Source organism: Trueperella sp. HMSC08H06, from assembly GCF_001808465.1.
GTDB lineage: Bacteria > Actinomycetota > Actinomycetes > Actinomycetales > Actinomycetaceae > Trueperella > Trueperella bernardiae.
In genome coordinates this window covers 87012-110387 of sequence record NZ_KV793344.1, presented here as the reverse complement: position 1 = coordinate 110387, position 23376 = coordinate 87012, and the positions used below count along the sequence as shown (strand labels likewise).

Genomic DNA, 23376 nt, shown 5'->3' with positions numbered 1-23376 from the left:
CAATCGGATCCGCCCACCTTCACGTTTGCGGCAAGAACTATGCGCGCGCGGTCGGCTTGACGAACGGGAACAGGATCGTCTCGCGGATGCCCAGGCCGGTGAGCACCATGAGCATGCGGTCGATGCCCATGCCCATGCCGCCCGACGGCGGGAAGCCCTGCTCCATCGCCTCGATGAAGGACTCGTCCAGCTGCATGGCTTCCGGGTCACCCGCTGCGGCCTCGAGCGACTGCTGGGTGAGGCGCTCCCGCTGAATCACCGGGTCAGCCAGCTCAGTGTAGGCGGTGGCGATCTCCACGCCCCGCACGTACAGATCCCACTTCTCGGTCAGCCCCGGCTTGGAGCGGTGGTTGCGGGTGAGCGGCGAGGTGTCCTCCGGGAAATCGAAGACGAAGGTGGGCTCCCACAGCTTAGAACCAACCAGCTCCTCCCAGATGTCCTCGGCGATCTTGCCGGCCACGGCGTATTCCTTGACCGCGATGTCGAACTTGTCCGCGATCTCCACCAGGTGTTCGCGTGGGGTCTCTACCGTCACTTCCTCCCCCACGGCCTCGGACAGCGAGGTGTAGAGGTCGAGGCGCGCCCACTCGCCACCCAGGTCGTACTCAGTGCCGTCGGCGAGGGTCACAGTGGTGGTGCCGAACAGGTCACGTGCCGCGTTCTGGATGAGATCGCGGGTGAGGACCGCCATCTCCTCATACGTGGCGAAGGACTGGTAGGCCTCCATCGCGGAGAACTCCGGCGAGTGCGTGGAATCCGCGCCCTCGTTACGGAAATTCTTCCCGATCTCAAACACGCGCTCGATGCCGCCCACCACGGCCTTCTTCAGGTACAGCTCGGTGGCGATGCGCAGGTAGAGGTCCTGATCGTAGGCGTTGATGTGGGTCTCGAACGGGCGGGCCGCGGCGCCGCCGTGGAGCGGCTGCAGGATCGGAGTTTCCACCTCGATGTAGCCGCGGTCGTCGAACGTCTTGCGGATGGACTTCATCATGCCCGCGCGCAGGCGCACGATCCTGCGCGCGGCGTCACGCGTGATGAGGTCGAGGTGGCGGTTACGCACGCGGGTCTCCTCGCCGAGCGCCATCTCGGTGCCGTCCTCCGCCGTGAACATCTTCGGCAGCGGGCGGATCGCCTTGGAGGCCAGCTGCCAGGACGTGGCGAAGATCGACAGCTCGCCGCGCTTGGAGGCGCCCACATAGCCGTCCACCCACACGAAGTCGCCCAGGTCCACGTCGGCCTTCAGCGCGTCCAGCGCCTCCTTGCCTACGTTCGCCAGCGAGAAGATCACCTGGATGCGCTCGCCGTCACCCGCCTGTAGCTGGCTGAAGGCGATCTTGCCTGACGGGCGGAACAGCATGACGCGCCCGGCGAGCTCCACGCGCTCCTCGGTCAGCTCATCGCCGGGCTGGAGCACGACGTCAGCGCTCACCTTTTCCCCCTCGCGCTCCACCGCATACTTCGCGCGCACGTCCGCGATGGTGTGCGTGATCTCGAGGTGGGGCGGGTACGGGTCACGGCCGGCGGCGAGCAGGCGGGCCCGCTTTTCCTTGCGGACGGCGAGCTGGTCGGAGGTGTCGTCGTAGTTTTGCTGCATGGGTGTCCTTTTCTTCTCGCGAGGCCCCTGAGGCGGGGCCCTGTGGCTGGGCGCTCTTAGAGCTGGTCCTTGATATAGCGCGGGAGGATGTCCGCAATCGTGGTCAGCGCGTAGTTCGGCTGGTCCTTGCGCTTGAGATCGCGCGCCTGGTCCGCCGTGGCGCTGCCGGTCAGCACGAGCGCGGTGGGCACGCCGTAGCGCTTGGCCATGCGGATGTCGGCGCCGAGGGAGTCGGTGACGAACAGCGAGTCCTCCGGGCGGACCTGAATGTCATCGAAGATCATCTCGAGCAGGTCGGTCTCGGGGCTACCGAGGTTCTTGGTCAGGCGTTTACGCGTGGCTGTCTCGAGTGCAGTGATGATCGGCAACGTGCCCGGCTCGCGCGAGCCGTCGGGCATGCGGCGCACCCGCCGCAGCGACGTACTGATGAGGTCCGCCCCGTTGTCCGCGATCGCGTGGTAGGCGGTGGAGAACATCTTCATGTCGAAATCGGAGGTGAAGCCCACGATCACCAAGTTGGTCTCCGCCGCCTTGTCCGTGACCTCGATCCCGTTCGCCGCAAGCTCGTCGCGGAAGCGTGTACCGCCTGCCACGAACACCTTCGCGCCCGGGTAGGAGTTCTTGAGGTAGCGCGAGGCGAGGGTGGCCGGGGTGATGACCTCATCGGCCGTGATCTCAATTCCCTCGTCGCTCATCATCTCCACGAGCTGGGCCGGCGTCACGTCCGACAGCCAAGACATGAAGCGGAACGGCCGGTTGAGGTGGTCGAGCGCGTCGATCACCATCTTCAGCTTCGGCATGAGGTTCGTGCCCGCATACAGGCCCGCGTCAATGTTGATGAGGTAGGCGTCGAACACGCGCCCAGGGGATTCCTCGACCATGACGTCAAGGTTGGTGATCCGCGAGGAGATCTCCTCATCGCTGGAGAATTCGGAGGCCGAGGTCACGGCTTCCGTGGATTCCGATTCGGACTTGGATACCATGCCACGCAGCCTGTCCACGTCAGGGACGAGCGCCTTGGGATGGATCTTGGGGATCTTCGGAAAACGCATGTTCTTCTCCTATCGTGCGTGGTCGAAGGGGATGCCCGACGCGGTGAGGCCGTGCCCATCGGGCACCTGGCCCGGGTCGCTGCCCGCACCGTGGATACGATTCTGGCGATCGACGTAGATGACCTTCGGTTCGTACGTGCGGGCCGAGTCATCGCCCATCTGGCTGTAGCACATGATGATGACCAGGTCCCCCACGTCGACCAGGTGGGCCGCCGCGCCGTTGAGCTTGACCTCGCCCGCGCCACGTGCACCTGGGATGACGTAAGTGGTGAGCCGGGCTCCGTTGGTCACGTCCACGACGTCGACCTGCTGGCCCGGCAGGATATCCGCGGCCTCGAGCAGATCGAGGTCCACAGTAATGGAGCCCACGTAGTGCAGATCCGCCCCAGTGACGGTGGCCCGGTGGATCTTGCCGGTGAGCATCGTTCGCAGCATCATCGAAGCTCCACCTCCATGTTGTCGATGAGGCGGGTGGGGCCCACGTACGCGGCGGTGACGAGCAGGCCGGGGCCGTGCGCGTGATCGTCAAGGAAGGCGAAGGTGGCCGGGTCAACCAAGTGGAGGTAGTCGAGGCGCACGCCGTCGGCCGCGTGCAGTTGCGCGCGCACCGAGTCCCGCACCTCCCCCGCGCTCGCCCCCGACTCCGCGAGCTCCACCCCGCGGCGCAGGGCCGTGGACAGGGCGAGGGCCTGGGCGCGCTCGGCATCGGAAAGGTAAGAATTGCGCGAGGACAGCGCCAGGCCCGACTCATCGCGCTTGATCGGCACCGCCCGCACGTCAATGCTCATGTCCAGGTCATCTACCATCGTGCGCACGAGTGCAAGCTGCTGGGCGTCCTTCTGCCCGAAGAACGTCATGTCCGGGCGGACCAGGTTGAACACCTTGTGGACCACCTGGAGCACGCCGGCGAAGTGCCCGGGCCGGGTGGCGCCCTCGAGCACGCGGGCCATCGGCCCCGGGTCAATCCGCACGAGCGGTTCGCGCGGGTACATCTCATCATTCGTGGGCAGGAAGGCCACATCCACGCCCTCGCGCTCAAGCAACGCCAGATCCGCAGCCTCGGTGCGCGGATAGGCGGCGTAGTCCTCATTCGGGCCGAATTGGAGCGGATTAACGTACACCGACGCCACCACGGTCTGCGCCGCGGCGCGCGCCGCCTTCAGCAGCTGGGCGTGCCCGTCGTGCAGGGCCCCCATGGTCATGACAAGCGCGCGGGTGCCATCGGCCTTCGCCAGGGCGCTCGCCAACTCGCTGCGTGTCCTACAGATTTCCATATCTGCCATTCTATCTTCCCCCATGCGAGCAGCGAGCGGCGCCGACGATGGTATGCAACTCATTTGCCTCTGTTTCGCCGATAACGCCCGCCATCAACGCCCGCTCCACGAGGCGCTCCAACAGGTCCAGGTCCGCCTTCGCGACGTCGGCCAACTCCGGCGACTCCACCGCCAACGTCCCCAACGCCTCCACGCGCTGCGCGGCTTCCTCCGCACTGGGTGGCGCCGACGGACGAGGCACACCAGCCCCCGCTCTGTTCGCGCCCACGACGCCGTCCGGGCCCGCCCCGCCCACCGCTCCCGCTACGCCCGCGGCTGGGCCCATGCCCGCACTGGCACCCCCAGCAGAGCTCACATACGCACCCGCCGCGTTGCCCGCGAAGAGCCCGCGATCGAGGCCGGCCTGGGCCCACTCGCCGAGCAGATCACCCGGCTGCGCCACACCGATCTGCGCCAGCACTCGCCCCGCCTGGGACGCGGCCAACTCCACGCCCTGGCGCGCATGGGCGAGCGCGGCCGCATAGATCGCGCGGTCAGCAGAGTTCACCACCACGCCCTGCGCGCCCATCTCCGCCGCGAGCGCCAGCCCGATCGGCTGGATCGCGTTCGCCGCGGAGACCACGACGTGCGCGCCCTGGAGCCGGGCAACGTCCACCGACGTGCCCGAGAACTCCATGACCGGGTGCAACGCCAGCGTGAGCGCGCCAGCCGCCTGCGCCGGCGCCAGCACCTCCACGCCCCGCCGCGCCGAGGTGTGCACCACGATCTGGCCGGCCTGCCACGCGCCCAGCTTGGCCAGGCCGGCCACGAGGCCCTCGAGCTCCTCATCCGGCAATGCCAGAATGACCAGCTCGGAGCGCTCCACGATCGCCGGCACGTCGAGTGCCGGCACTCCCGGCAACATGACCTCCAGCCGCTCCCGCGACTGCGGCGAGGGCGCGTGCGCGCCCACGATCCCGTGCCCGGCCGCGCGCAGCGCGCTGCCCAGCGCCGCGCCCACGCGCCCCGCGGAGATGATGCCAATCCCCATGCGTCCCGTCGAATTCTCCATGTCCACCATCCTAGCCACCGCCTCCGACAATTCTTTTCTGCCTCCGGTCCGCCCGCATCGTTCCGTCCGCACACGTGCCCCCAGCGCAGGCCCCGCGCCCAACGCGAACCGCGCCACGGCGTCGTGAAAAAGACCCGCCAAGCAGCGAACGCAAACCGGCCCACGGCGTCGGCGTTCGGCTCTCAGCGTGAAACACCAAAGCCTCGCAGAAAAGGCACAATCACCTGCGAAAATGACGCCCCAAAGAATTACCGTTCTATTGCATGGGCCAGGTAACGATGGGACAATTGCAACATGAAGAAAATAATCAATAACCCCAATGACGTGGTCACTGATTCCCTCGTTGGGGTGGCCGCTGCCCATCCGGACCTTGAGGTCGATATTCCCCGTCACATCGTCTACCGAGCAACGAAGAAGGAGGGCAAGGTCGCCCTCGTCTCCGGTGGTGGATCCGGCCACGAGCCGCTCCACTCGGGCTTCGTGGGTGAAGGCATGCTGGACGCGGCATGCTGCGGCGAGGTCTTCACATCGCCGGTCCCCGATCAGATCATGGAGGCCACCGCCAAGGTTGATTCCGGCGCCGGCGTCCTCCACATCGTCAAGAACTACACGGGCGACGTGATGAACTTCGAGATGGCCGCCGAAATGGCTGCCGACATGGAGGGCACCCAGGTCAAGGCCGTCATCGTGGAGGACGACGTGGCGGTCCAAGACTCCCTCTACACCGCGGGCCGCCGCGGCGTGGGCGGCACCCTGTTCGTGGAGAAGATCGCCGGCGCACTGGCAGAGGAGGGCGCGGATCTCGACGCCGTCACCGCCGTTGCGCAGAAGGTCGCCGATTCCACGCGCAGCTTCGGCATGGCCCTCACCTCTTGCACGGTCCCCGCGGCCGGCAAGCCCACCTTCGAGCTGGGCGAGGATGAGATCGAGCTCGGCATCGGCATCCACGGCGAGCCGGGCCGCGAGCGCCGCGCGCTCCAGCCGGCACACGAGCTGGCCAAGGAGCTGGTGGAGCCGATCCTGGCGGACATGGACTTCACTGGCGCGCCCGTGATCGCCATGCTCGGCGGCATGGGCGGCACCCCGCTGTCGGAGCTGTACCTCATGTACGGCGAGGTGGCGAAGCTGCTGGAAGACGCCGGCGTGACTGTAGCCCGCGTGCTCGTGGGCGACTACGTGACCTCGCTCGAGATGGCCGGCTGCGCCCTGTCGCTGCTCAAGGCTGACGACGAACTGTTGCGCCTGTGGGATGCCCCCGTCGTGACCACCGGACTGAGGTGGGGTAAGTAATGCCCGAACTGCAGCCTTTCGCGGCCTGGATGGCCGGATTCAAAACCAGGATTGATGAGCAGGCGGACTACCTGACCGATCTGGACCGCCAGATCGGCGACGCGGACCATGGCTCCAACATGGCCCGCGGCGTGCAGGCGATCTCGGAGATCGACCTAGATGCGGTCCCAGAGGCCGGCGCCTACCTGAAGAAGGCGGGCATGGCTCTGGTGTCGAAGGTGGGCGGCGCGTCCGGCCCGCTGTACGGCACGCTACTCATGCGGATGGGCGGGGCTCTGCCCGAAGGCGAGCTCACTCGCGAGGGCTTCCTCGCCGCCCTCCGCACCGGCGTCGAGGCCCTGCAGGCGCGGGGCAAGGCCGAGGTGGGAGACAAAACGATGCTTGACGTCTGGTTCCCCGCACTTGAGGCCGCCGACTCCGCGGAAGGCTCCCTTGCCGACGCCCTCGCTGCTGCCGCCGCCGCAGCGCGCACGGGTGCGGAGGCCACTATCCCGATGATTGCCCACAAGGGCCGCGCCTCCTACCTCGGAGAACGCTCGAAGGGCGTGAAGGATCCGGGTTCGGCCTCCTCCGTCCTGCTCATTGAGGCAGCGCTGGAGGCATTTGGTGACTAACGTCGGCCTCGTTGCCGTCTCGCACTCGGCGCCACTGGCGGCCGCAGCTCGCGACCTCGCGCTCGACATGGGCAGGGACGCGGTGATTGTGGCCGCCGGCGGCGCCGATGGCGGTTTCGGCACCTCTGCAGAACTCATCTCCGCCGCGATTGAGGAGGCGGACGGCGGCGCGGGCGTGGTCGTGCTCGTTGACCTCGGATCGGCGGTCATGTCCACGGAGATGGCGCTCGAATTCATTGACCCGGACATGGCCGAGCGCACCACCGTGGTGCCCGCTCCCCTGGTGGAGGGCCTGGTGGTGGCCGCCGTCGCGGCGGGCGCTGGTGCCAGCCGCAAGGACGTGGCACGCGAGGCCATGGGCGCGCTCGCCGCGAAGGAGGCCGACATTCCCTACGCGGACGCGGCCGGTGGCGCTATGGGCGCGGGCGGCGTCGACGACGACGGGCCCGACACGCGCGAGTGGATCTCGCGCACCTACGTGGTGGACGACCCGGCGGGCCTGCACGCTCGGCCGGCTGGCGCACTCGTGGCGGCGGTGGCACCGTTTGACGCGGAGGTGCGGGTCTCGCACGTCGGCAACGGGCGGGGGCCGGTGGTCGCACGCTCGATGACGTCCCTCATCTCGCTCGGCGTGCTCGAAGGCGACGAGGTCCTGGTGCAGGCCACCGGGCCTGAGGCGGAAGCCGCGCTCGACGCCGTCGGGGAACTCGCCCAGCGCGGGTGGCTCGCCAAGGGCGAAGCCAAGCCCGAATCCCCCATCCCCGCACACAAGCGGCAGACCGGCTCCGGCATGGAGATCGCGGTGGGGCCCGCGCTCGTGTGGAACGCCCAGCCGCGCCCGGAGCTCGGCACCGAGCCGAAGAACCAGGCCGACGCCTACGCCGAGGCGCGCGAGGCTGTGCGCACCTACCTCTCGTCCCTCGGGGACGACCCGATCCTCACCTTGCAGGTGGGACTCCTCGACGACCCGGTCTACGCCGGACGCATCACAACCGCGATCGACGCCGGCAAGCCCGCCCAGATCGCGGTTCACAACGCCACACAAGACACGGTGGCCGAGTACCTCGACCTGCCCACCGCCTACCTGCGCGAACGCTCAGAGGATGTCAAGGCTCTGGGCGACCTTCTCATCCAGGCGCTCCACGGCCTGCCGCTCGGCGGACTGGCCGCCGCGATAGCTGACTTCGGGCGCGACCCCGTGGTGGTGCTCGACTCGCTCACCCCGGCCCTAGCCTCGGAGATCGACCCCGGCTCGGTGATCGGCATCCTCGCCGCCACCGGCTCGGCCACCGGGCACGGCGCCCTCATCGCCTCCGCGAAGGGCATCCCCGTCATCACGGGCAAAGAGATCGCGCGTGACATCACGGAGGGCCAGGAGGTAGCGCTCGAGCCGCGCTCGGGGATGGTCTACGTGGACCCGACGCGGGCCCAGCTCCACGAACTGCTGCGCGCCTCCAAGGAACAGGCCAAGCTGGCGAAGGCAGCCCGCGAGCACGCCCACGAACCGGCCATGTTCGATGGGCGGCAGATCTACGTGCGCGCGAACGTGGCCCTGGCCAGCGACGCGGAACTCGGTGCCAAGAACGGGGCCGACGGCTCGGGGCTGGTACGCACCGAGGTGCTGTTCGCCGACTGGGATCACCGGCCCACGGTGGACGAGCAGGCGGAAGTCTTTACTCAGATCGCCGAAGCGCTCGGCACCGAACAGCCGATCACGCTCCGCACGTGGGACGTGGGGGCCGACAAGCCCGTGTCCTTCTTCGACTCCGAACCGGAGGACAACCCGTTCCTGGGCGTACGCGGGATCAGGCTCATGCAGCGCATACCCGACGCGCTGGTCGACCAGTTCCGCGCCGCGATCCGCGTGGCCCAGCACGCCAACATCAAGGTGATGATCCCCATGGTCACCACCGTTGCCGAAGTGGTGTGGGCACGCGAGATGTTCAACGTGGCCGTGGAGGCCGAGGGTCGGCCCGACGAGCTACCCCAGTTCGGCATGATGCTCGAAACCCCGGCGGCGCTACTCAACGTTGCCGCATTCGATGAGAAGGTGGACTTCTTCTCGGTGGGCACGAACGACCTGATCCAGTACATGGCGGCCACCGACCGCGGCAACTCCGCCGTAGCGCCCGTGGCCGACCAGGTGATCCCGCTCGTGGTGGACCTCATCGCGGACACGGCCCGCAAGCTCGAGTCCCCCCTCGGCATCTGCGGCGACTTGGCCTCCTCCGAGGAGCACGTGCCCCAGCTGGTGCGCGCCGGGGTGGCCTCGCTCTCCGTGCGCCCGGGCCTGGTGCCCCAGATCAAGGCGGCAATCCGGGCGATCAAGTAGCCGGGCAGTCAGCCGGGAGACTGTGACGAGCCGGGCAGCCAGGGTGCCGGGCCGGGGCAAATTAAAACATTTTGGACGTATTTGGGGCGATCTCCTCATATACGGAGATCGCCCCAAATACGTCCAGTAAATTCAAATCACGGGCTGAGCTAGACTCCCACGCGCTCCCGCCAGGTGTCGATCGACTCGCTCACGCCCACGTGCCGCGCCTGCGCGCTGAGCTCGTTTTCCACCCAGACCATGCGCTCCACATCGGACACCGCCATGTTCTTGTGCGTGGCCGACGCGAACGACACCAGGTCAAGCTCAATCTCACCCAGGCCCAGACGGCGTTGGATCGGACCTTGCTTCATCTTCACCGACTGCGTGTGGTCCTGCCACACGAACATGACCCGCCGCCCGAAGCGCCCGCGCCGGAACACGGCTACCTTCGGGGTCAGGCACACGCCGCGCGACTTGTACGTAATCGGGTCGAACCACTTGGCCTGATCCGGTGAGGACAGGAAGTGGCGGCCCGTGCCCGACCCATCCAGGGCGTCGCGGATGAGGCCGGCGTCGTCGGCGGTGCCGGCGTCGGGAAGCATGGTCCACAGCACGCGCAGGGCTTCCTCGCGCGAGCCGGCAGGGATAATAATTTCGGAGCCGGGGGTGTCGCCGGAGGTGTCGAGCGTGGCGGCGCCGGCCAGGGTGGCCGTGACCTCCCACCAGTCCTTCCAACGCCACAGCATCGGGCGGTGTAGCTCGATGGCATGCAGGCGCGCCGGCGGAATGGAGCGGGTGGTGAGCGTGGTCAGTCCCCCACGCACGCGCAACCCGTTCGCCGATAGGTATACCTTCGTGCCGTACTGCCCCAGCGAGGATTTGACGAACGTGTAGGCCGAGCCGACCACCAGGAAGATCACCGCCATGAGGGTCTCCCCCAGCCAGATCGAGCCCACCAGCATCGCTAGCGTTACCGTCAACACCGACAGGAACGTGGGGCTCAGCAGTCGGGAGGCGATGAGGCGGGAGGTGGGCATCTCGAAGATGAGCTGGTCGAGCTCGGTGTCGTCAGGGTCAAAGATGGGGATCGCCGGAGCGGCCCCGGTGGCGGCGGGCTGGCCGGTCTCCCCGGGTTGGCCTGCGTCTGGCTGGCCCGGCAGGCCGGCGTGATCAGGTCCGACGACGCCGGTAGCGCCCGTCGCGCCCGCGGCGTGGTCGGTGGCGCCCGTTTGGTTCGCGGCGCCGGGTTGGCCTGCGTCAGGCTGGCCGCCGAGCACCGAGCCGGGGGTCGCCGCGGGGGCGGTGGAAGCTGGGGCGACGGCTTCGTTGGCAAGACCAATCGGGCGGCCGGCGCGGGCGTTGGCAAGGCCCTGCAAGACCTCCTTTCGCAGGGCAGCGCAGTCGGCCATGGTGAGCAGGCCGAGCGTGATGCCCTCGTCGGAGCCCGCGGACTCGACCTTGACCGAGCCGAAACCGAAGATGCGGCCGAAGATCTTCTGCTCCACCTCCACGCTCTGCACGCGATCCCAACGCATATGCTTGTGACGCTTGATGAGGACGCCGGAACGGTGGTGGATGCCGGAGTCGACCACGGCGAAGGATGCGAAGCGCCACACCACCCACGAGCACACGACCACCACGATCGTGAGCAGAACCAGGGCCCCAGCCGCGATCAAGATCCACATGAGGGTGATGTGGGAGGCGGCGTCACGAAGCTCGTCCACGCCATCTTCAAGCAACGACTGCAGGATGTTGTACAGGAAAATCGCGAGCGCCACCCACAGCACGCCGCCATTGGCCAGCGGGGTCACCTTGTGGAACTTGCGCCACGCGCCCTCGGGCACGGATTCGCCGAGCGTACGCTTGTCGCTCACAGGCCCTCCATCCTCGCCTCGCCCAGCGCGGTCAGCTTCTCGCGCAGGCGCTCGGCCTCCTCAATCGCCACCCCGGGGATGGAGGCATTCGAGCCCGCCGACGCCGTCACCAGCTCAATCGACCCCAGCCCAAAGCGCTTCAGCAGCGGACCCGTGCCCACCTCCACCTGCTGCATGCGGCCGTAAGGCACCACGGTCACGGAATGGAACATGATGCCGGAGCGGATGAGGAGCTCGTCCTCCAGCTCGGCGTAGCCGAACGCGCGGGCCCGGCGCAGCGCGAACGGGACCTGGATCAGCCACACCACCGCCCAGATCGCAAAGCCGACCCACCACAGCACGCCCGGGAAGCTCGCACTCCCGAGCAAAATCCCGGGGATCGCGCCGACCACCACGATCACGATCACGGCGACCGACCAGCGGATGGCCTGCACCTTCGTGTATCCGGGGTCCAAGGGGATGAAAACGGTGTCCTGGGCAAGTGGATGTCTCATGTCTGACATTCTACCGCCCGCGCGGCCGGCCCCGTCCACCTAGCCTCTGAGGCTCAGCGGATTCGAGCTCGTGGCCGAGGTCGGGAGGATTGCCGTCGCTTGCCCGTGTGAGGCCTACCCGCAGAAGCTGTACTAAACCGCAAGATGCGACACTACTTTCCCGTTATGTAGTGCCGCATTTGTCAGTTTAGTGCCGCATTTGGACAGGGCGGGCCCTGCGCACGACGCCGTGGCGCGGTTCGCGGCCCCTGCGCACGACGCCGTGGCGCGGCTCGCGGCCCCAGCACGGCGCGCGGCCCCAGCACGGCGAACGGCTAGGCGCTGGCAGCGGCGTCGGGGCTCGGGTCGTCGTAGGTGCACCAGCGCTCGCCAACGAGCGCCGCCACGGTCATGATGATCGACGCGATCCCGGCGAGGAGGGCGTTGTGCGCGTTGTCGGTGAGGAAGACCGCCGAACCGGCATAGTAGGCCACCGCGACGCCAAGCGCGCCGCCAGCCATCAGGGTGCCGCCACGCGACGTGGCCTGGGTCAGCACCCAGATCCGGGCGGCATACAGCTGATCGACCGGGCGCTTGCCCCGGCGGTACTGGCGCACCAGCCACGCCTGGCTGATCACCACCGCGCCGATCGCCAGCGGCGCGAGGAACAGCCAAAACGGCACTGGCACCGGGCTGGCGCCAGAGCGGATGAACACCGACGTCAGCGAAAAAACCGTGATCCCCGCGACTAACCCTGCCCCGACCAACATCGAGATCGACGTGGGGCGCAGCTTCGGGCTCTCGCTCATGCTGGCTCCCCCAGGGGCTGGACCCGCTGGTCGGCGACGCCGGCGAGCAGGCTCACGACGGGGTGGCCGGCGAGGCGCGCGCCCGGGTCGACGGCGGCCCAGGGCTCGAGCACGAAGCGCCGCTCGGCGGCGCGCGGGTGGGGCAGGGTTAGGCGCGGGGTGTCGAGTTCGAGGCCCGCATAGGTGACGATGTCGAGGTCGAGCGTGCGCGCACCCCAGCGCTCGGATCGGACCCGCCCGTGAGCCGCCTCGATCCCCTGCAGGGCGTCGAGCAGTTCGAGGGGCGATAGGTGCGTGTCTAGCAGCACCACGGCGTTAACGTAATCCGGCTGCCCGGCCTGGCCCTCCGCCAGTCGCGGCGCGGTGTCATACAGCCCCGAGGCCGCGACGACAACTCCCAGCTCGCCCAGCTCCTCGATCGCGGCGCGCACGTGCCCGGCCGCATCGAGGTTGGACCCGACGCCGATCACGGCCCGCTCCGCGCCCGCCGGCGCCGACAGCTGGCCGCCGGCTTGTGCCGCAGCCCCGGCACCCGGGGCCACAGCCAGCCCGGCCGCGAGCCCATCGCCCGCCGACCCGGCCTCCAGGGCCCAGCGCTCGAGCGTGACGGCCACGTCGGTGAACTCGTGCGGGATCGGTGCCTGCGGCTTATGTACAGTCACCTCCACGCCCGCGGCTCCAAAGCCCAGCGCCCGCTCGGCGATGCGGCCGGCCAGGGTCTCGATGAGGTCCGCGTGGTCACCCTCGATCACGCCTACCACCATGTCGGCCACCTCGGCGTAGTTGATGGTGTGGGCGACATCGTCGGTGGCAATCGCCCGCGAGATGTCGAGGTGTAGCGCCACGTCGACCACGAAGTCCTGCGCCTCGGCGTGCTCGAAGTCGAGCACGCCGTGCATGCCGCGGACTCGCAGGCCGGTGAGGCGGATCGTCGACAGGGCCATCACAGGCCCTTCATCATGCGGGCCACGCCGATCGCGGTAGCCGTGGCGGCCACGTTGTGCACGCGCACCGCCCACACCGACTCCGCGATGAAGGCCGCGATCGCGGCGGTTGCCACGTCCCGTTCGTCGTTGACGGCAAACGGCACGAGGAAGCGCTTGCGCGAGTGCCCCACGAGCACGCGGTGCCCCTCGCCTAGGAAGGCGCCGAGCCCGCGCAGGATCTCCCAGTCCTGATCGCCCACCTTCGCAAAGCCAAGGCCCGGGTCGAGAATGATTGACTCCGGCGCGATCCCTGCGGCCACCGCCCCATCGCGCGAAGCCAGCAGCTCGGAGCGCACCTCGCCCACCACGTCGCCGTAGGAGGCCAGGTCGTTCATCGTGCGGGCATTGCCCCGCCCGTGCTGGAGCACGTAGTCGCAGCCGAGCTCGGCCACGGTGGCGAACATGGCCGGATCGCCCTGCCCGCCGGTCACGTCGTTGACGATCACCGCGCCCGCCTCCACGGCCCGGCGCGCGGTGCTGGCGTGGTAGGTGTCCACCGACACCGCCACCTCGCCCGACAACTCCGCCACCACGTCCGCAATCCGCGCCCACTCGTCCTCCGGGGCCACCGGTTCGGCTCCCGGGCGGGTGGACTCCCCGCCGATGTCGAGGATCGTGGCGCCGGCGGCCACGAGCTCGCGTCCGTGCTCGATCGCGGCGCCCGGGTCCAGGAACTGGCCCCCGTCCGAGAACGAGTTCGGCGTGACGTTCACAATTCCCATGATGTTCATGGCTACCTCACTAGGCTCATCGCTTCGGCGCGCGTGGCCGGATCGTGCATCGTGCCCCGCACGGCCGACGTCACCGTGCGCGTCCCCGGCTTACGCACCCCGCGCATCGACATGCACAGGTGCTCCGCCTCCACGACGACGATCACGCCTGTCGCACCCAACCGCTCGTAGATCGCCTCCGCCACCTGGGTGGTGAGCCGCTCTTGGACCTGTGGCCGATGCGCATAGCCCTCGACCAGCCGGGCCAGCTTCGACAGGCCGGTCACCCGGCCGTCCGCTCCGGGGATGTAGCCCACGTGGGCCACGCCGTGGAACGGCAACAGGTGGTGCTCGCACATCGAATACACCGGAATGTCCCGCACGAGCACCATCTCCTGGTGCCCCACGTCGAACACTTTCTCCAGGTGCTCGCCCGGGTCCTCGTCCAGGCCGGAAAAGATCTCCGCATACGACCGGGCCACGCGGGCCGGGGTGTCAATCAGGCCGTCGCGGTCCGGGTCCTCCCCAATCGCAAAGAGAAGTTCACGGACGGCGGCCTGTGCGCGCTCAACGTCCACGCTCACTTGATTCCTCCTTCGGGCTCGCTTCCCGACGACGGCCGCCCGCCCTCGGCACTGTCCTCGGCGTTCTTGTCCTGGCCGGCGTCGGCACTGTCTCCAGCCCCTGCATGAGAACCCTCGCCAGCCTCGGCTTCGTCGTCGGCCTTCGGGGCCTCAGGCAGCGGCACGGGCGGCAGGTCGGACACGGGCCGCTCGGGCGAGGACAGCCACAGCTGGCGCGCCGGCGCCTTGACGATGTCCTTGAAGATTTCCTTGAGTTCGCCCTCGAGCACGGTCTCCTTTTCCAGGAGCACGGAGGTGAGGCGGTCGAGCACGTGGCGGTTGTCCATCATGATCTGCCATGCCTCTTGGGCGGCGCGGTCGAGCAAGGTGCGCACTTCCTCGTCCACGATCCGGGCCAGGTCATCGGAGTGCTCGCGGGCCTGCCCGCCGCCCATCCGAGTCATGGGATCGGAGTCGTCTGCCGTGAGGCGCACGGCCCCCACCCGCTGCGACATGCCGTATTCGGTGACCATCTTGCGCGCCACCGAGGTGGCCTTCTGGATGTCGTTCGAGGCGCCCGTGGTGGGATCGTGGAACACGACCTCCTCCGCCGCGCGCCCGCCCATCGCGTAGACCATTTCGTCCAGCAGCTCGTGGCGAGAGGTGGAGTACCGATCCTCGGTGGGCATGACCATCGTGTAGCCCAGGGCCCGCCCGCGCGGCAGGATCGTCACCTTCGTGACCGGGTCGGTGTGGTTGAGCGCCGCGGCGGCCACGGCGTGGCCGGCCTCATGGTAGGCGGTCATCCGCTTCTCCTTCGGGTTCATCACCCGGGTGCGGCGCTGCGGTCCAGCGATCACGCGGTCGATCGCCTCGTCGATGTCGTCCTCATCAATCTTCGTGTGCCCGCGGCGGGCCGCAAGGAGCGCCGCCTCGTTCAACAGGTTTGCCAGGTCCGCTCCGGAGAAACCGGGCGTGCGGCGGGCGATCGACTCGAGCGAGACCCCCTCTTCCAACGGCTTGCCGTCGGCATGGACCTTGAGGATCTCCTGGCGTCCGGGCAGGTCCGGCGCGTCCACGCCGATCTGCCGGTCGAAGCGGCCGGGGCGCAGCAACGCCGGGTCGAGAACGTCGGGCCGGTTGGTGGCCGCAATGACAATGACGTTCGTGCGCTCGTCAAAGCCGTCCATCTCCACCAGCAGCTGGTTCAGAGTCTGCTCGCGCTCGTCATTGCCGCCGCCGATCCCGGCGCCGCGGTTGCGCCCGACCGCGTCGATCTCGTCCACAAAGATGATCGCCGGGGCCACCTTCTTGGCCTTCGTAAACAGGTCACGCACGCGGGAGGCACCCACGCCCACGAACATCTCCACGAACTCGGAGGCCGAGATGTGGAAGAAGGGCACGCCGGCCTCGCCTGCCACGGCCTTCGCCAGCAGCGTCTTGCCGGTTCCCGGCGGCCCGTAGAGCAGCACGCCGCGCGGGATCTTCGCCCCCATCTTGTAAAACTTCTCCGGAGTCTCGATGAACTCCTTGATCTCGCGTAGCTCTTCGACTGCCTCGTCGACGCCGGCGACGTCGGCAAACGTCACGTCCGGCAGGTCCGATTCGACCCCGTCGCGTTTGACCTTGCCAAATTCGTTCATCCGCCCCTGCATTTTGGGGATCATCCAGAAGAACAAACCCACGATCAGCAGCATCGGCAGCATAAAGGATAGCAGGGAGAACAGCAGCGACTGCTGCGGCACGATCGAGTTGTACCCGTTTTCAGACTTCGCCCTCTGCACAAGCCCGAGCATCGCGTCGCCCTCCGGGTCCGTGTACTGGAACTGGACCTTCTTCGTGGGCTTTTGCTTCTTGCCCTCCAGGTCGGTGGGCTTGTAGTCGTCCTTGAGCCAGATCTGGACGATCTGGCTGCCGTCGGTAACCTGGATGCGCTCAATCGACTGCGACTGCAGGATCTGGCGGCCCTCGCTGGTCTTAACCTGCGTGAAGCCGGCGGGGTTGAAGAAGAAGAAAATAAGCATGGCACCCACGGTCAGGGCGCTCATGATCCCCCAGAAGATGCGCCGCTGCTTGCGCTCGCGCTCCTCCTGTTCCTTGCGCTCGCGCTTCGAGCGCGGGCCTTCATCCGCATCGCCTCCCTGCTTGGCCTTGCGGCCCCTCCGGTTGAAGTCCTCCAGGCTGCGTCGCTGTCGATTAGACATTTAACCTCCGTACACGTGGGGAGCGAGGACACCCACAAAGGGAAGGTGGCGGTAGTCCTCGGCGTAGTCGAGCCCGTAGCCGACCACGAATTCGTTGGGGATGTCGAAGCCGACGTATTCCACGTCCACCTTGACCTTCGCCGCGTCCGGCTTGCGCAGCAGGGTGGCGATCTTGACCGACTTCGCCCCGCGGGTGACGAGGTTTTGCTGCAGCCAGTCGAGGGTGAGGCCCGAGTCAATGATGTCTTCGACGATGAGGATGTTGAGGCCCTCCAGCTCCGTGTCCAGGTCCTTGAGGATGCGCACCACACCCGACGTCTTCGTGGAGGCGCCGTAGGAGGAGACCGCCATCCAGTCCATGTGCAGGGGCACGGAGATCTGCCGCGACAGGTCAGCCATCACCATGATGGCCCCGCGCAGCACGCCCACGAGCAGTAGTGAGTCCTCATCCTTGTAGTCCTCGCTGATCTGGGCTCCCATTTCGGCCAGGCGCTCCTTAATCTGCTCCTCTGTGACGACGATCTTCACCACGTCATCTTTGCAATCCTCAAGATTCATGACTTCTCCGCTCTTGTGATGGTTAAAAGGTTGGCTCGCCGGCAGGCATGGGCGCCGGGTAGATCGAGTTCACGATTATTGTCCGCCCCGCACACGAGCCTATCAAGCGCGTCAATGTGCCAGTAAACAATGTCACCAGGGCGCCCGACGCCGCCCGCCGCCTCGCGTAGGACCCGGGTTCGCACCGCCCGTGGGGCACGTGCCAGCGCTCGCACGTCGATCCCCTCCGGCCCAGTTACGTCCGCCCGCACCCGCTCCGCGATCTTCGACAGCGCCGCGTCGTCCTCCCGCGCCATGTGCGCCGTGCGGCACAGTGAGTCGACGACGCCGTGGCCCAGCACCTCCTCCAGCGCCGGCATGGCCCTGTGGCGGATCTGCGAGCGGCGAAGCGGGCCGCCATCGGCCGAACGCCACGGCCCATCCACATCGTTGGACGGGTCCTCCAGCCACGGCAGGTCGAGCACCCGGCAGACCGCGCGCAGCTCGCCGCGGCGCAGGTGGAGGTAGGGGCGGACCATCGGCACGTCGGGGTGGCCTGGCAGGTGGCCGCGGCGGGCCATGCCCGCAATCGAGCGGGTGCCGGAGCCGCGCCCGAGCCCCATGAGCACCGTCTCGGCCTGGTCGTCGGCCGTGTGGCCGAGGAGCACGGTGAGCGGGCCACACCCCTTGAGCTCCCCGCCGGCCCGTGCGATCTCAGCCAGCCTGGCGTAGCGGGCCGCGCGGGCGTTGCCCTCCGGCCCGTCCCCGCCCGCTGCGGCTACCTCCACGCGCGTGGCAATCGGGGTGTCCACCACTCCCCTCAGGTACCGTTCCACCGCCAGTGCCTCACGCCCCGATTCGGGGCGTAGCCCGTGGTCCACCGTGGCCGCGAGAACCTCCACCCGGCCCGCGCTGGCCCACATTGCCACCTTCGTCAGCGCCATCGAGTCCGAGCCGCCGGACACGGCGAGCAGGACCGAGCCCCCATCGGGGATGGGGGCGAGCGCCTCGCTCATGGCGTGGCGGGCGGCGGTGAGGGCAGGGGCCGGGAAGGACATTACATGCGCTCGATCCAGGCCGCCGGGTCGGCCAGCTCCGCGGGCGTGGGCAGATGCTCGGGCGCCAGCCACACCTTGTTGAAAAACTCCATGCCGCGCTCGCGCACCACGTACTTCACGAACGTCTCCCCCGCCGCGTACTGCGCCGTCTTCTTATCCAGGCCCAGCTTGCGCACGAGGAACGCCACGATCGGGTTGCTGCCCGCGCGCTGGGCCGCCATGGCAGACACGATGCGCTGGCGGGAGGGGATGCGCGTGGTGGGCACGTTGTTCATCACGTATTCGGCGTGCCCCTCGAGCAGCGACATGACGGCCGTGACGTTCGCCAGCGCCTCCTCCACCCCCGCATTTGAGTTGAAGGCGTCCATCAGTTGCCCGGCCCGCTTCGCCAACTCAGGTTTGAGCCAGGGGGCCGCGGCGAACTGGGTGGCGTGCGTGAGTTCGTGGACGGCCACCCACAGGCACAAATCCCGCCGGTCCAGATCGAAGTTCATGCGGAAGGCGGCCACGTTCGGCGCCACCAGGTACAGGCGCTCCGGTTCCGAGAACGGATCGAACTGGCCGAGCACCTTTGCGGCCACGGCCGAGAACACCACCGCACCCTCGAGCGTTCCCACCACGTCCCGACCCGGGATCATGTTCTCAATCGACACCGCGCCCGCACTCGCCCACGTGGCTCGGTCCACCACCTTGACCTCCACCGCCGTCGCGTGCTCGGCCGCCTCGGCCAGGCCCGTGACGGAGGCGACGATACCCGGGGCGCGCTTCGCCTGCGCGCGCAGGTCAGTGACGAGCGCGCGAGCCTTGGCTGGGCTGACCTCCGGACCGCCGCCCGACAGCACGCGCGCAGCCCGGTGAACCTTGCTGTGATCAATCATGTCTCAAGGGTAATGTGCCCCTCCGACACTCGCGAGAAAAGTCGCTCAAGGCGCAAACCCACGACGCCCAGGCACGGGCCCGCGACCAGCGCGGACGGCGTCGTGAAACACGGCCCGCCACGGGGCCCGCTACAACTTCGTGAGGTCCGCCACGAAAGAATCGATGAGCGCGCGCGAGCCGGGCGCGGTGCCTTCCTCGAGCTGGTCGAGCAGGATGGAGAAGATGAGCGGGTAGCCAGCCTCCGTGCGCAGGAAGCCGGACAGGGAGGTCGCCTGCACGAGCGTGCCCGTCTTGGCCCGGACCTGCCCTTCCGCGTCCGAGCCGGTGAAGCGGTCTTGAAGCGTGCCATCCAGGGCCGACACCGGCAGGCCCGCGGGCAGGGCGGCGAACGGGCACTCCTCGCAGCGCCACACGTCAAGCAAAATCGAGGTCAGCAGCTCGGCGGTCACCCTGTTTGACGCCGACAGCCCCGAGGCATCCGCCAGCACGACGCCATCCATCGGGTAACCCGCCGCCCGCAGCACCTCCGCGATCGCCTGCGAGGATCCGGCGAACGTGGCCGGCTTGCCCTTCGCGATCGCCACCAGGTGCCCCATGACCTCCGAGACCGAGTTGTCCGACTCGGTGAGCAGGAGGTCCACCAGGGCACGTACCGGCGCGGACTCGACGCGGGCCAACAGGGCGGCGCCGTCGGGCGCCTTCCCGCGGCTCGCCTCCCCGACCTCGACGCCCGCCGCCCGCAACTGTTCGGCGAACGCCTCGCCGGCCAGCAGGTCCGGGTTCGGGCGGTAGCCCATCCCCTGCACGCGCCCGCGGTCGACGGCGATCGGGCGCAGCTCCATGACGTAGCCCCGGTCGGCGCCCTCGATGTCGTCGTAATGAAGCGGGCCCTCGAACAGGCTCGAATCGACGACGAGCTCGAGCGGCCCGGACACGTCCGAACGGCTAGTGAGCGCCTCGGCCACCTTCGCGGCGAGGTCCGCCAGGCCCGCCCGGCCACGGGTCACAGTGGGATCGCCCGCGCCGTCGGTGAGGAGCACGTCGCCCCCGCCGATCAGGTAGAGCGTGTTGCCGGACAGCGCGGCGACCGTGGGCAGGGTGGTCTCGGGGCCGAGCACGTCGAGCGCCGCCCGGGCCGTCACCAGCTTCATGTTTGACGCCGGCGTGGCCGCACGCGACGCATTGTAGGAGGCTATCACCTCGCCCGTGCGTGGATCCGTGACAATCACCGAGGTCTGGCCCGTATTCGACTCGGCGTTTGCCAAAGCCGAGATGAGGGAGGCCACGGCGTCGCCCGATGGCGCGCTCGCATCCGACTCCTCAACCTCCGGGGCCTCCGCCACCACCGCATCCAACGTCGGATACGGCAACGGGTGGGCCGGCTCCGGCTTCGTGGTGAGCGGGCCCGGGGCAAGGTCCCAGGCATCAGCGAAAACGTAGGTACAGGCCAAGATCACCGCGAGCGCCGCAACAACTCTCTTCCACACCTTGCCATCTTCCCACACCCAGGCGCAGCGCGTGGACACATGTGCGCACGAAAGCCGCAATGACACGCAAAAATGTTCAAACCGCGGGCTAGAATGGTGGTCAGTTCAACAGCGAAGGAGAGAGTAATGGACTTCGACGTCACCATCGAAATCCCGAAGGGGAACCGCAACAAGTACGAGGTGGACCACAAGACCGGCCGCATTCGGCTCGACCGGATGCTCTTCACCTCCACCCGCTACCCTGACGATTACGGCTTTATCGACGGCACGCTCGGCGAAGACGGCGATCCGCTCGACGCGCTCGTGCTCCTCGACGAGCCCACCTTCCCCGGCTGCGTGATCCGTTGCCGCGCGCTCGGCATGTTCCGCATGAAGGACGAGGCGGGAGGCGACGACAAGGTGGTCTGCGTCCCCACGGGCGACCAGCGAGCCTCCTGGCGCACCGAGCTCGAGGACATCTCCGAATTCCACCGCCTCGAGATCCAGCACTTCTTCGAGGTCTACAAGGACCTGGAGCCCGGCAAGTCGGTGGAGGGCGCCCACTGGGTGGGCCGCGAAGAAACCGAGGCGGAGATCCGCGCCTCCTTCCAGCGCGCGATCGACACCGGCTACTACGAGCACAACCCGAACATCCACCCCGACAACATGAAGTAGCAGGCGCCGGGGCTGAGCGAAGAAGCAAAGCCCGGAAAGCCGCAAAGCCTAGAAGAGGAGGCCGCCCCGGCTGGGGTGGCCTCCTCTTCTAGGCGTGTTCCTTGACGGGATGGTTCTTAGCGGACGCGCAGGTAAATCGGGTTACCCCACACCGCGCGCTCCTGGGTGCCCATCGACGGGTTCCAGGCGGCAATGTGCATGCCGTTGCCGGTGTAGATTCCCACGTGGCCGGGCCACCACATGACGTCACCGGGCTGGGCCTGGGAGGCCGGCACCTGGCGGTAGGCGCCCCAGAACTGGGTGACAGACTGGCCAGTGCGGCGCGGGGTGGTCACCCCGAAGCGCTGGTGGACATACCACACGAAGCCCACGCAGTCCCAACCCGAGGTGGGCGAGACGCCGCCCCACACATACGGGACACCGGCGAATTGGCGTGCGTAGTTGACCAGGGCCTGGCCCGAGCCCGACGTCGGCGCGTTCTGGGCGGCCTTGTTCGCGGCCTCCTTCTCGGCCTTGGCGGCGGCATCTCTAGCCGCCTTCTCAGCGGCAGCCTTGGCAGCCGCCTCCTTCTCCGCCTTCTCGCGTGCCGCCTTGTCAGCGGCCTCCTTCGCGGCCCTCTCCGCCGCGGCCTTTTCGGCAGCAGCCTTAGCGGCCGCCTCCTTCTCCGCGGCGATCCTCTGGGCCTGCTCGGCGGCGGCCTTCTGGGCGGCGATGCGATCAGCCTGCGCACGCTGGGCGGCAGCGAAGTCAGCGGCCTCCTTGGCAGCCTTCTCCGTGTTGGCCTTGCCCGCACCCGAGGAGTTCTTCGCTTCTTCGGCGAGGCGCTGGGCCTCCTTCTCGGCGGCGTTCGCGGCGGCGTCGGCAGCAGCAGCATTGGTGGCCAACTGGTCGACAGCGGCCTGAGCGTCCGACGTGGCGCGCTCCTGGCGGACCTGCTCGGCCTGGGCGCGCACGAGGTTCGCGGCGGCTTCCGCCTTGCCCTGACGCTCCTGTTCGAGCTGGGCGAGGCGTGCGCGCTCCAGCTCCTCCGTGGTACCACGACGTGCGGCTAGCTCCGAGGCCAGGCCATCGCGCTGGGCCTGGGCCGAGGAGAGGATCTGCTTCTGGGATTCGGCGGCGGCCTTCGCGGCGTCGGCCTTGGCGGTCACTTCGTCCGCGGCCTTGGTCTGGGCCTCCGCGGCGGCGTCGGCCTCTTCCTGGAGCACACGCGCCACTTCCTCGAGCGCCTGGAAGCGCTGCACCCTGGAGTCAACCGAGTTCGCCACCGCGCCGAAGACCTGCGAGCGCTTATTCGCGTCCTCCATCGAGTCCGCACCGAAGAGGTAGTAGGACTGCGTGACCTCGCCCGCTTGATTCTTGTACATCGCCTGCGAGACAGAACCGAGTTCACGACGCGCGACCTGCAGGTCATCGTTCGCAGCGTTTGCCTTCTCCTGAGCGGCGATCGCTTCGGAGATCGCGTCTGACAGATCCGACTGCGCGATGATCGAGGCAGCCTCCGCCTCGGCGGCAGCGGCCGTGGCGGCGTCCGACTCCTGTGCCAGGCGCGTCAACTCCAGTTCGAGATCGGCCAGCGAGCGAGCGGTCTGCTCTTGCGCAGCGTACGAATCCTCGATGTCGTTTCCCGAGATGGGAGTTGCCTGTGCGGGTAGCGCGAAGGACCATGCCAACCCGAAGGCTGAGAGCATTACCAGTGACTTACGTGCCACCAGCCACCTCCATATGTGTGATGCGTGCGGGCGTGTCGGCTTGACAACGCGTTTTCACCCACCACCGTATACCCATTCGTTACAAAATGAAACACGAGAATCACAATTCACTTTATTTACTTCATTCTCACCATTAACAACTGTCACACGCCCGCGATCTTGCCGCTGTCTCATGCCGCGTCATCCCGTTGCGCCCCTTTCGGGCGCGCCCTATGGTGGAGGCATGAAGCGAATGTAGAGCGGG

21 protein-coding genes are annotated in these 23376 nt (G+C 68.0%); 4 read left to right on the top strand and 17 right to left on the bottom strand.

The genetic code is table 11. From position 1 onward, the window contains the following. Nucleotides 1-37: 37 nt before the first annotated feature. The 5 genes from lysS to HMPREF3174_RS02830 are packed head-to-tail and all read right to left on the bottom strand — an operon-like array spanning nucleotide 38 to nucleotide 4971. On the bottom strand, nucleotides 38-1594 hold the full coding sequence (gene lysS, locus HMPREF3174_RS02850; protein ID WP_062613322.1) for a lysine--tRNA ligase: 1557 nt from the start codon (nucleotides 1592-1594) through the stop codon (nucleotides 38-40). 56 nt (nucleotides 1595-1650) lie between these two features. Next, complete coding sequence (locus HMPREF3174_RS02845) at nucleotides 1651-2646, bottom strand: HAD-IIA family hydrolase (protein WP_062613319.1); 996 nt, start codon at nucleotides 2644-2646, stop codon at nucleotides 1651-1653. A 9-nt stretch (nucleotides 2647-2655) separates the two neighbouring features. Then, entirely contained in the window at nucleotides 2656-3084 is a 429-nt protein-coding gene (gene panD / locus HMPREF3174_RS02840; RefSeq protein ID WP_276786378.1) for an aspartate 1-decarboxylase, read from the bottom strand. Beyond that, nucleotides 3081-3920, bottom strand: coding sequence for a pantoate--beta-alanine ligase (panC, locus tag HMPREF3174_RS02835; protein ID WP_101923618.1), 840 nt, complete (start codon nucleotides 3918-3920; stop codon nucleotides 3081-3083). The genes panD and panC overlap by 4 nt, the downstream gene beginning before the upstream one ends. Before the next feature lie 10 nt (nucleotides 3921-3930). Further along, nucleotides 3931-4971, bottom strand: a complete 1041-nt coding sequence (locus HMPREF3174_RS02830; RefSeq protein WP_246783053.1) for a DUF2520 domain-containing protein — start codon at nucleotides 4969-4971, stop codon at nucleotides 3931-3933. 294 nt (nucleotides 4972-5265) lie between these two features. On the opposite strand from HMPREF3174_RS02830, the gene dhaK reads away from it, so the two are divergent. From dhaK to dhaM, 3 genes are read left to right on the top strand one after another with little or no spacing between them, the layout of a single operon-like run. Next, a complete protein-coding gene (gene dhaK, locus HMPREF3174_RS02825) occupies nucleotides 5266-6261 on the top strand; it encodes a dihydroxyacetone kinase subunit DhaK (protein ID WP_062613313.1) in 996 nt (331 codons plus the stop codon). After that, nucleotides 6261-6875: a dihydroxyacetone kinase subunit DhaL gene (gene dhaL / locus HMPREF3174_RS02820; RefSeq protein ID WP_068538632.1), complete on the top strand. Its 615-nt coding sequence runs from the start codon at nucleotides 6261-6263 to the stop codon at nucleotides 6873-6875. The genes dhaK and dhaL overlap by 1 nt, the downstream gene beginning before the upstream one ends. Beyond that, nucleotides 6868-9207, top strand: coding sequence for a dihydroxyacetone kinase phosphoryl donor subunit DhaM (dhaM, locus tag HMPREF3174_RS02815; protein WP_070447796.1), 2340 nt, complete (start codon nucleotides 6868-6870; stop codon nucleotides 9205-9207). Before dhaL ends, dhaM begins: the two co-directional genes overlap by 8 nt. A gap of 149 nt (nucleotides 9208-9356) precedes the next feature. Here the strand turns inward: dhaM and HMPREF3174_RS02810 are convergent, their stop codons facing one another. From HMPREF3174_RS02810 to dacB, 11 genes are all read right to left on the bottom strand, one after another. Further along, nucleotides 9357-11063 carry a PH domain-containing protein gene (locus HMPREF3174_RS02810; protein ID WP_068538630.1) on the bottom strand — a complete coding sequence of 569 codons (1707 nt, stop codon included), beginning with the start codon at nucleotides 11061-11063 and terminating at the stop codon, nucleotides 9357-9359. Continuing rightward, nucleotides 11060-11557, bottom strand: coding sequence for a PH domain-containing protein (locus HMPREF3174_RS02805; RefSeq protein WP_068538629.1), 498 nt, complete (start codon nucleotides 11555-11557; stop codon nucleotides 11060-11062). Before HMPREF3174_RS02805 ends, HMPREF3174_RS02810 begins: the two co-directional genes overlap by 4 nt. Nucleotides 11558-11871: 314 nt before the next feature. Then, entirely contained in the window at nucleotides 11872-12345 is a 474-nt protein-coding gene (locus tag HMPREF3174_RS02800) for a DUF3180 domain-containing protein (protein WP_062613306.1), read from the bottom strand. Continuing rightward, the gene (gene folK / locus HMPREF3174_RS02795; protein ID WP_062613304.1) at nucleotides 12342-13289 is read right to left on the bottom strand and encodes a 2-amino-4-hydroxy-6-hydroxymethyldihydropteridine diphosphokinase; all 948 of its coding nucleotides are present in this window, start codon (nucleotides 13287-13289) and stop codon (nucleotides 12342-12344) included. The genes HMPREF3174_RS02800 and folK overlap by 4 nt, the downstream gene beginning before the upstream one ends. After that, nucleotides 13289-14062: a dihydropteroate synthase gene (folP, locus tag HMPREF3174_RS02790; protein ID WP_070447794.1), complete on the bottom strand. Its 774-nt coding sequence runs from the start codon at nucleotides 14060-14062 to the stop codon at nucleotides 13289-13291. The genes folK and folP overlap by 1 nt, the downstream gene beginning before the upstream one ends. Before the next feature lie 2 nt (nucleotides 14063-14064). Further along, nucleotides 14065-14625: a GTP cyclohydrolase I FolE gene (gene folE, locus HMPREF3174_RS02785; RefSeq protein WP_070447790.1), complete on the bottom strand. Its 561-nt coding sequence runs from the start codon at nucleotides 14623-14625 to the stop codon at nucleotides 14065-14067. After that, nucleotides 14622-16808, bottom strand: coding sequence for an ATP-dependent zinc metalloprotease FtsH (gene ftsH, locus HMPREF3174_RS02780; RefSeq protein WP_083297660.1), 2187 nt, complete (start codon nucleotides 16806-16808; stop codon nucleotides 14622-14624). The genes folE and ftsH overlap by 4 nt, the downstream gene beginning before the upstream one ends. Beyond that, nucleotides 16809-17366: a hypoxanthine phosphoribosyltransferase gene (gene hpt, locus HMPREF3174_RS02775; protein ID WP_070447788.1), complete on the bottom strand. Its 558-nt coding sequence runs from the start codon at nucleotides 17364-17366 to the stop codon at nucleotides 16809-16811. Then, a complete protein-coding gene (gene tilS / locus HMPREF3174_RS02770) occupies nucleotides 17363-18403 on the bottom strand; it encodes a tRNA lysidine(34) synthetase TilS (protein ID WP_070447786.1) in 1041 nt (346 codons plus the stop codon). Before tilS ends, hpt begins: the two co-directional genes overlap by 4 nt. Beyond that, nucleotides 18403-19281 (bottom strand): zinc-dependent metalloprotease, encoded by an 879-nt coding sequence (locus HMPREF3174_RS02765; RefSeq protein ID WP_070444834.1) that lies wholly within the window; start codon nucleotides 19279-19281, stop codon nucleotides 18403-18405. Before HMPREF3174_RS02765 ends, tilS begins: the two co-directional genes overlap by 1 nt. A 129-nt stretch (nucleotides 19282-19410) precedes the next feature. Next, nucleotides 19411-20769 (bottom strand): D-alanyl-D-alanine carboxypeptidase/D-alanyl-D-alanine endopeptidase, encoded by a 1359-nt coding sequence (dacB, locus tag HMPREF3174_RS02760; RefSeq protein ID WP_070447898.1) that lies wholly within the window; start codon nucleotides 20767-20769, stop codon nucleotides 19411-19413. Nucleotides 20770-20895: 126 nt separating this feature from the next. Between dacB and HMPREF3174_RS02755 the strand changes: the two genes are divergently transcribed. After that, complete coding sequence (locus tag HMPREF3174_RS02755) at nucleotides 20896-21423, top strand: inorganic diphosphatase (RefSeq protein WP_062613290.1); 528 nt, start codon at nucleotides 20896-20898, stop codon at nucleotides 21421-21423. Nucleotides 21424-21539: 116 nt separating this feature from the next. On the opposite strand, the gene HMPREF3174_RS02750 is transcribed toward HMPREF3174_RS02755, so the two are convergent. Beyond that, the gene (locus tag HMPREF3174_RS02750) at nucleotides 21540-23132 is read right to left on the bottom strand and encodes a C40 family peptidase (protein ID WP_148132150.1); all 1593 of its coding nucleotides are present in this window, start codon (nucleotides 23130-23132) and stop codon (nucleotides 21540-21542) included. Nucleotides 23133-23376: the final 244 nt, after the last annotated feature.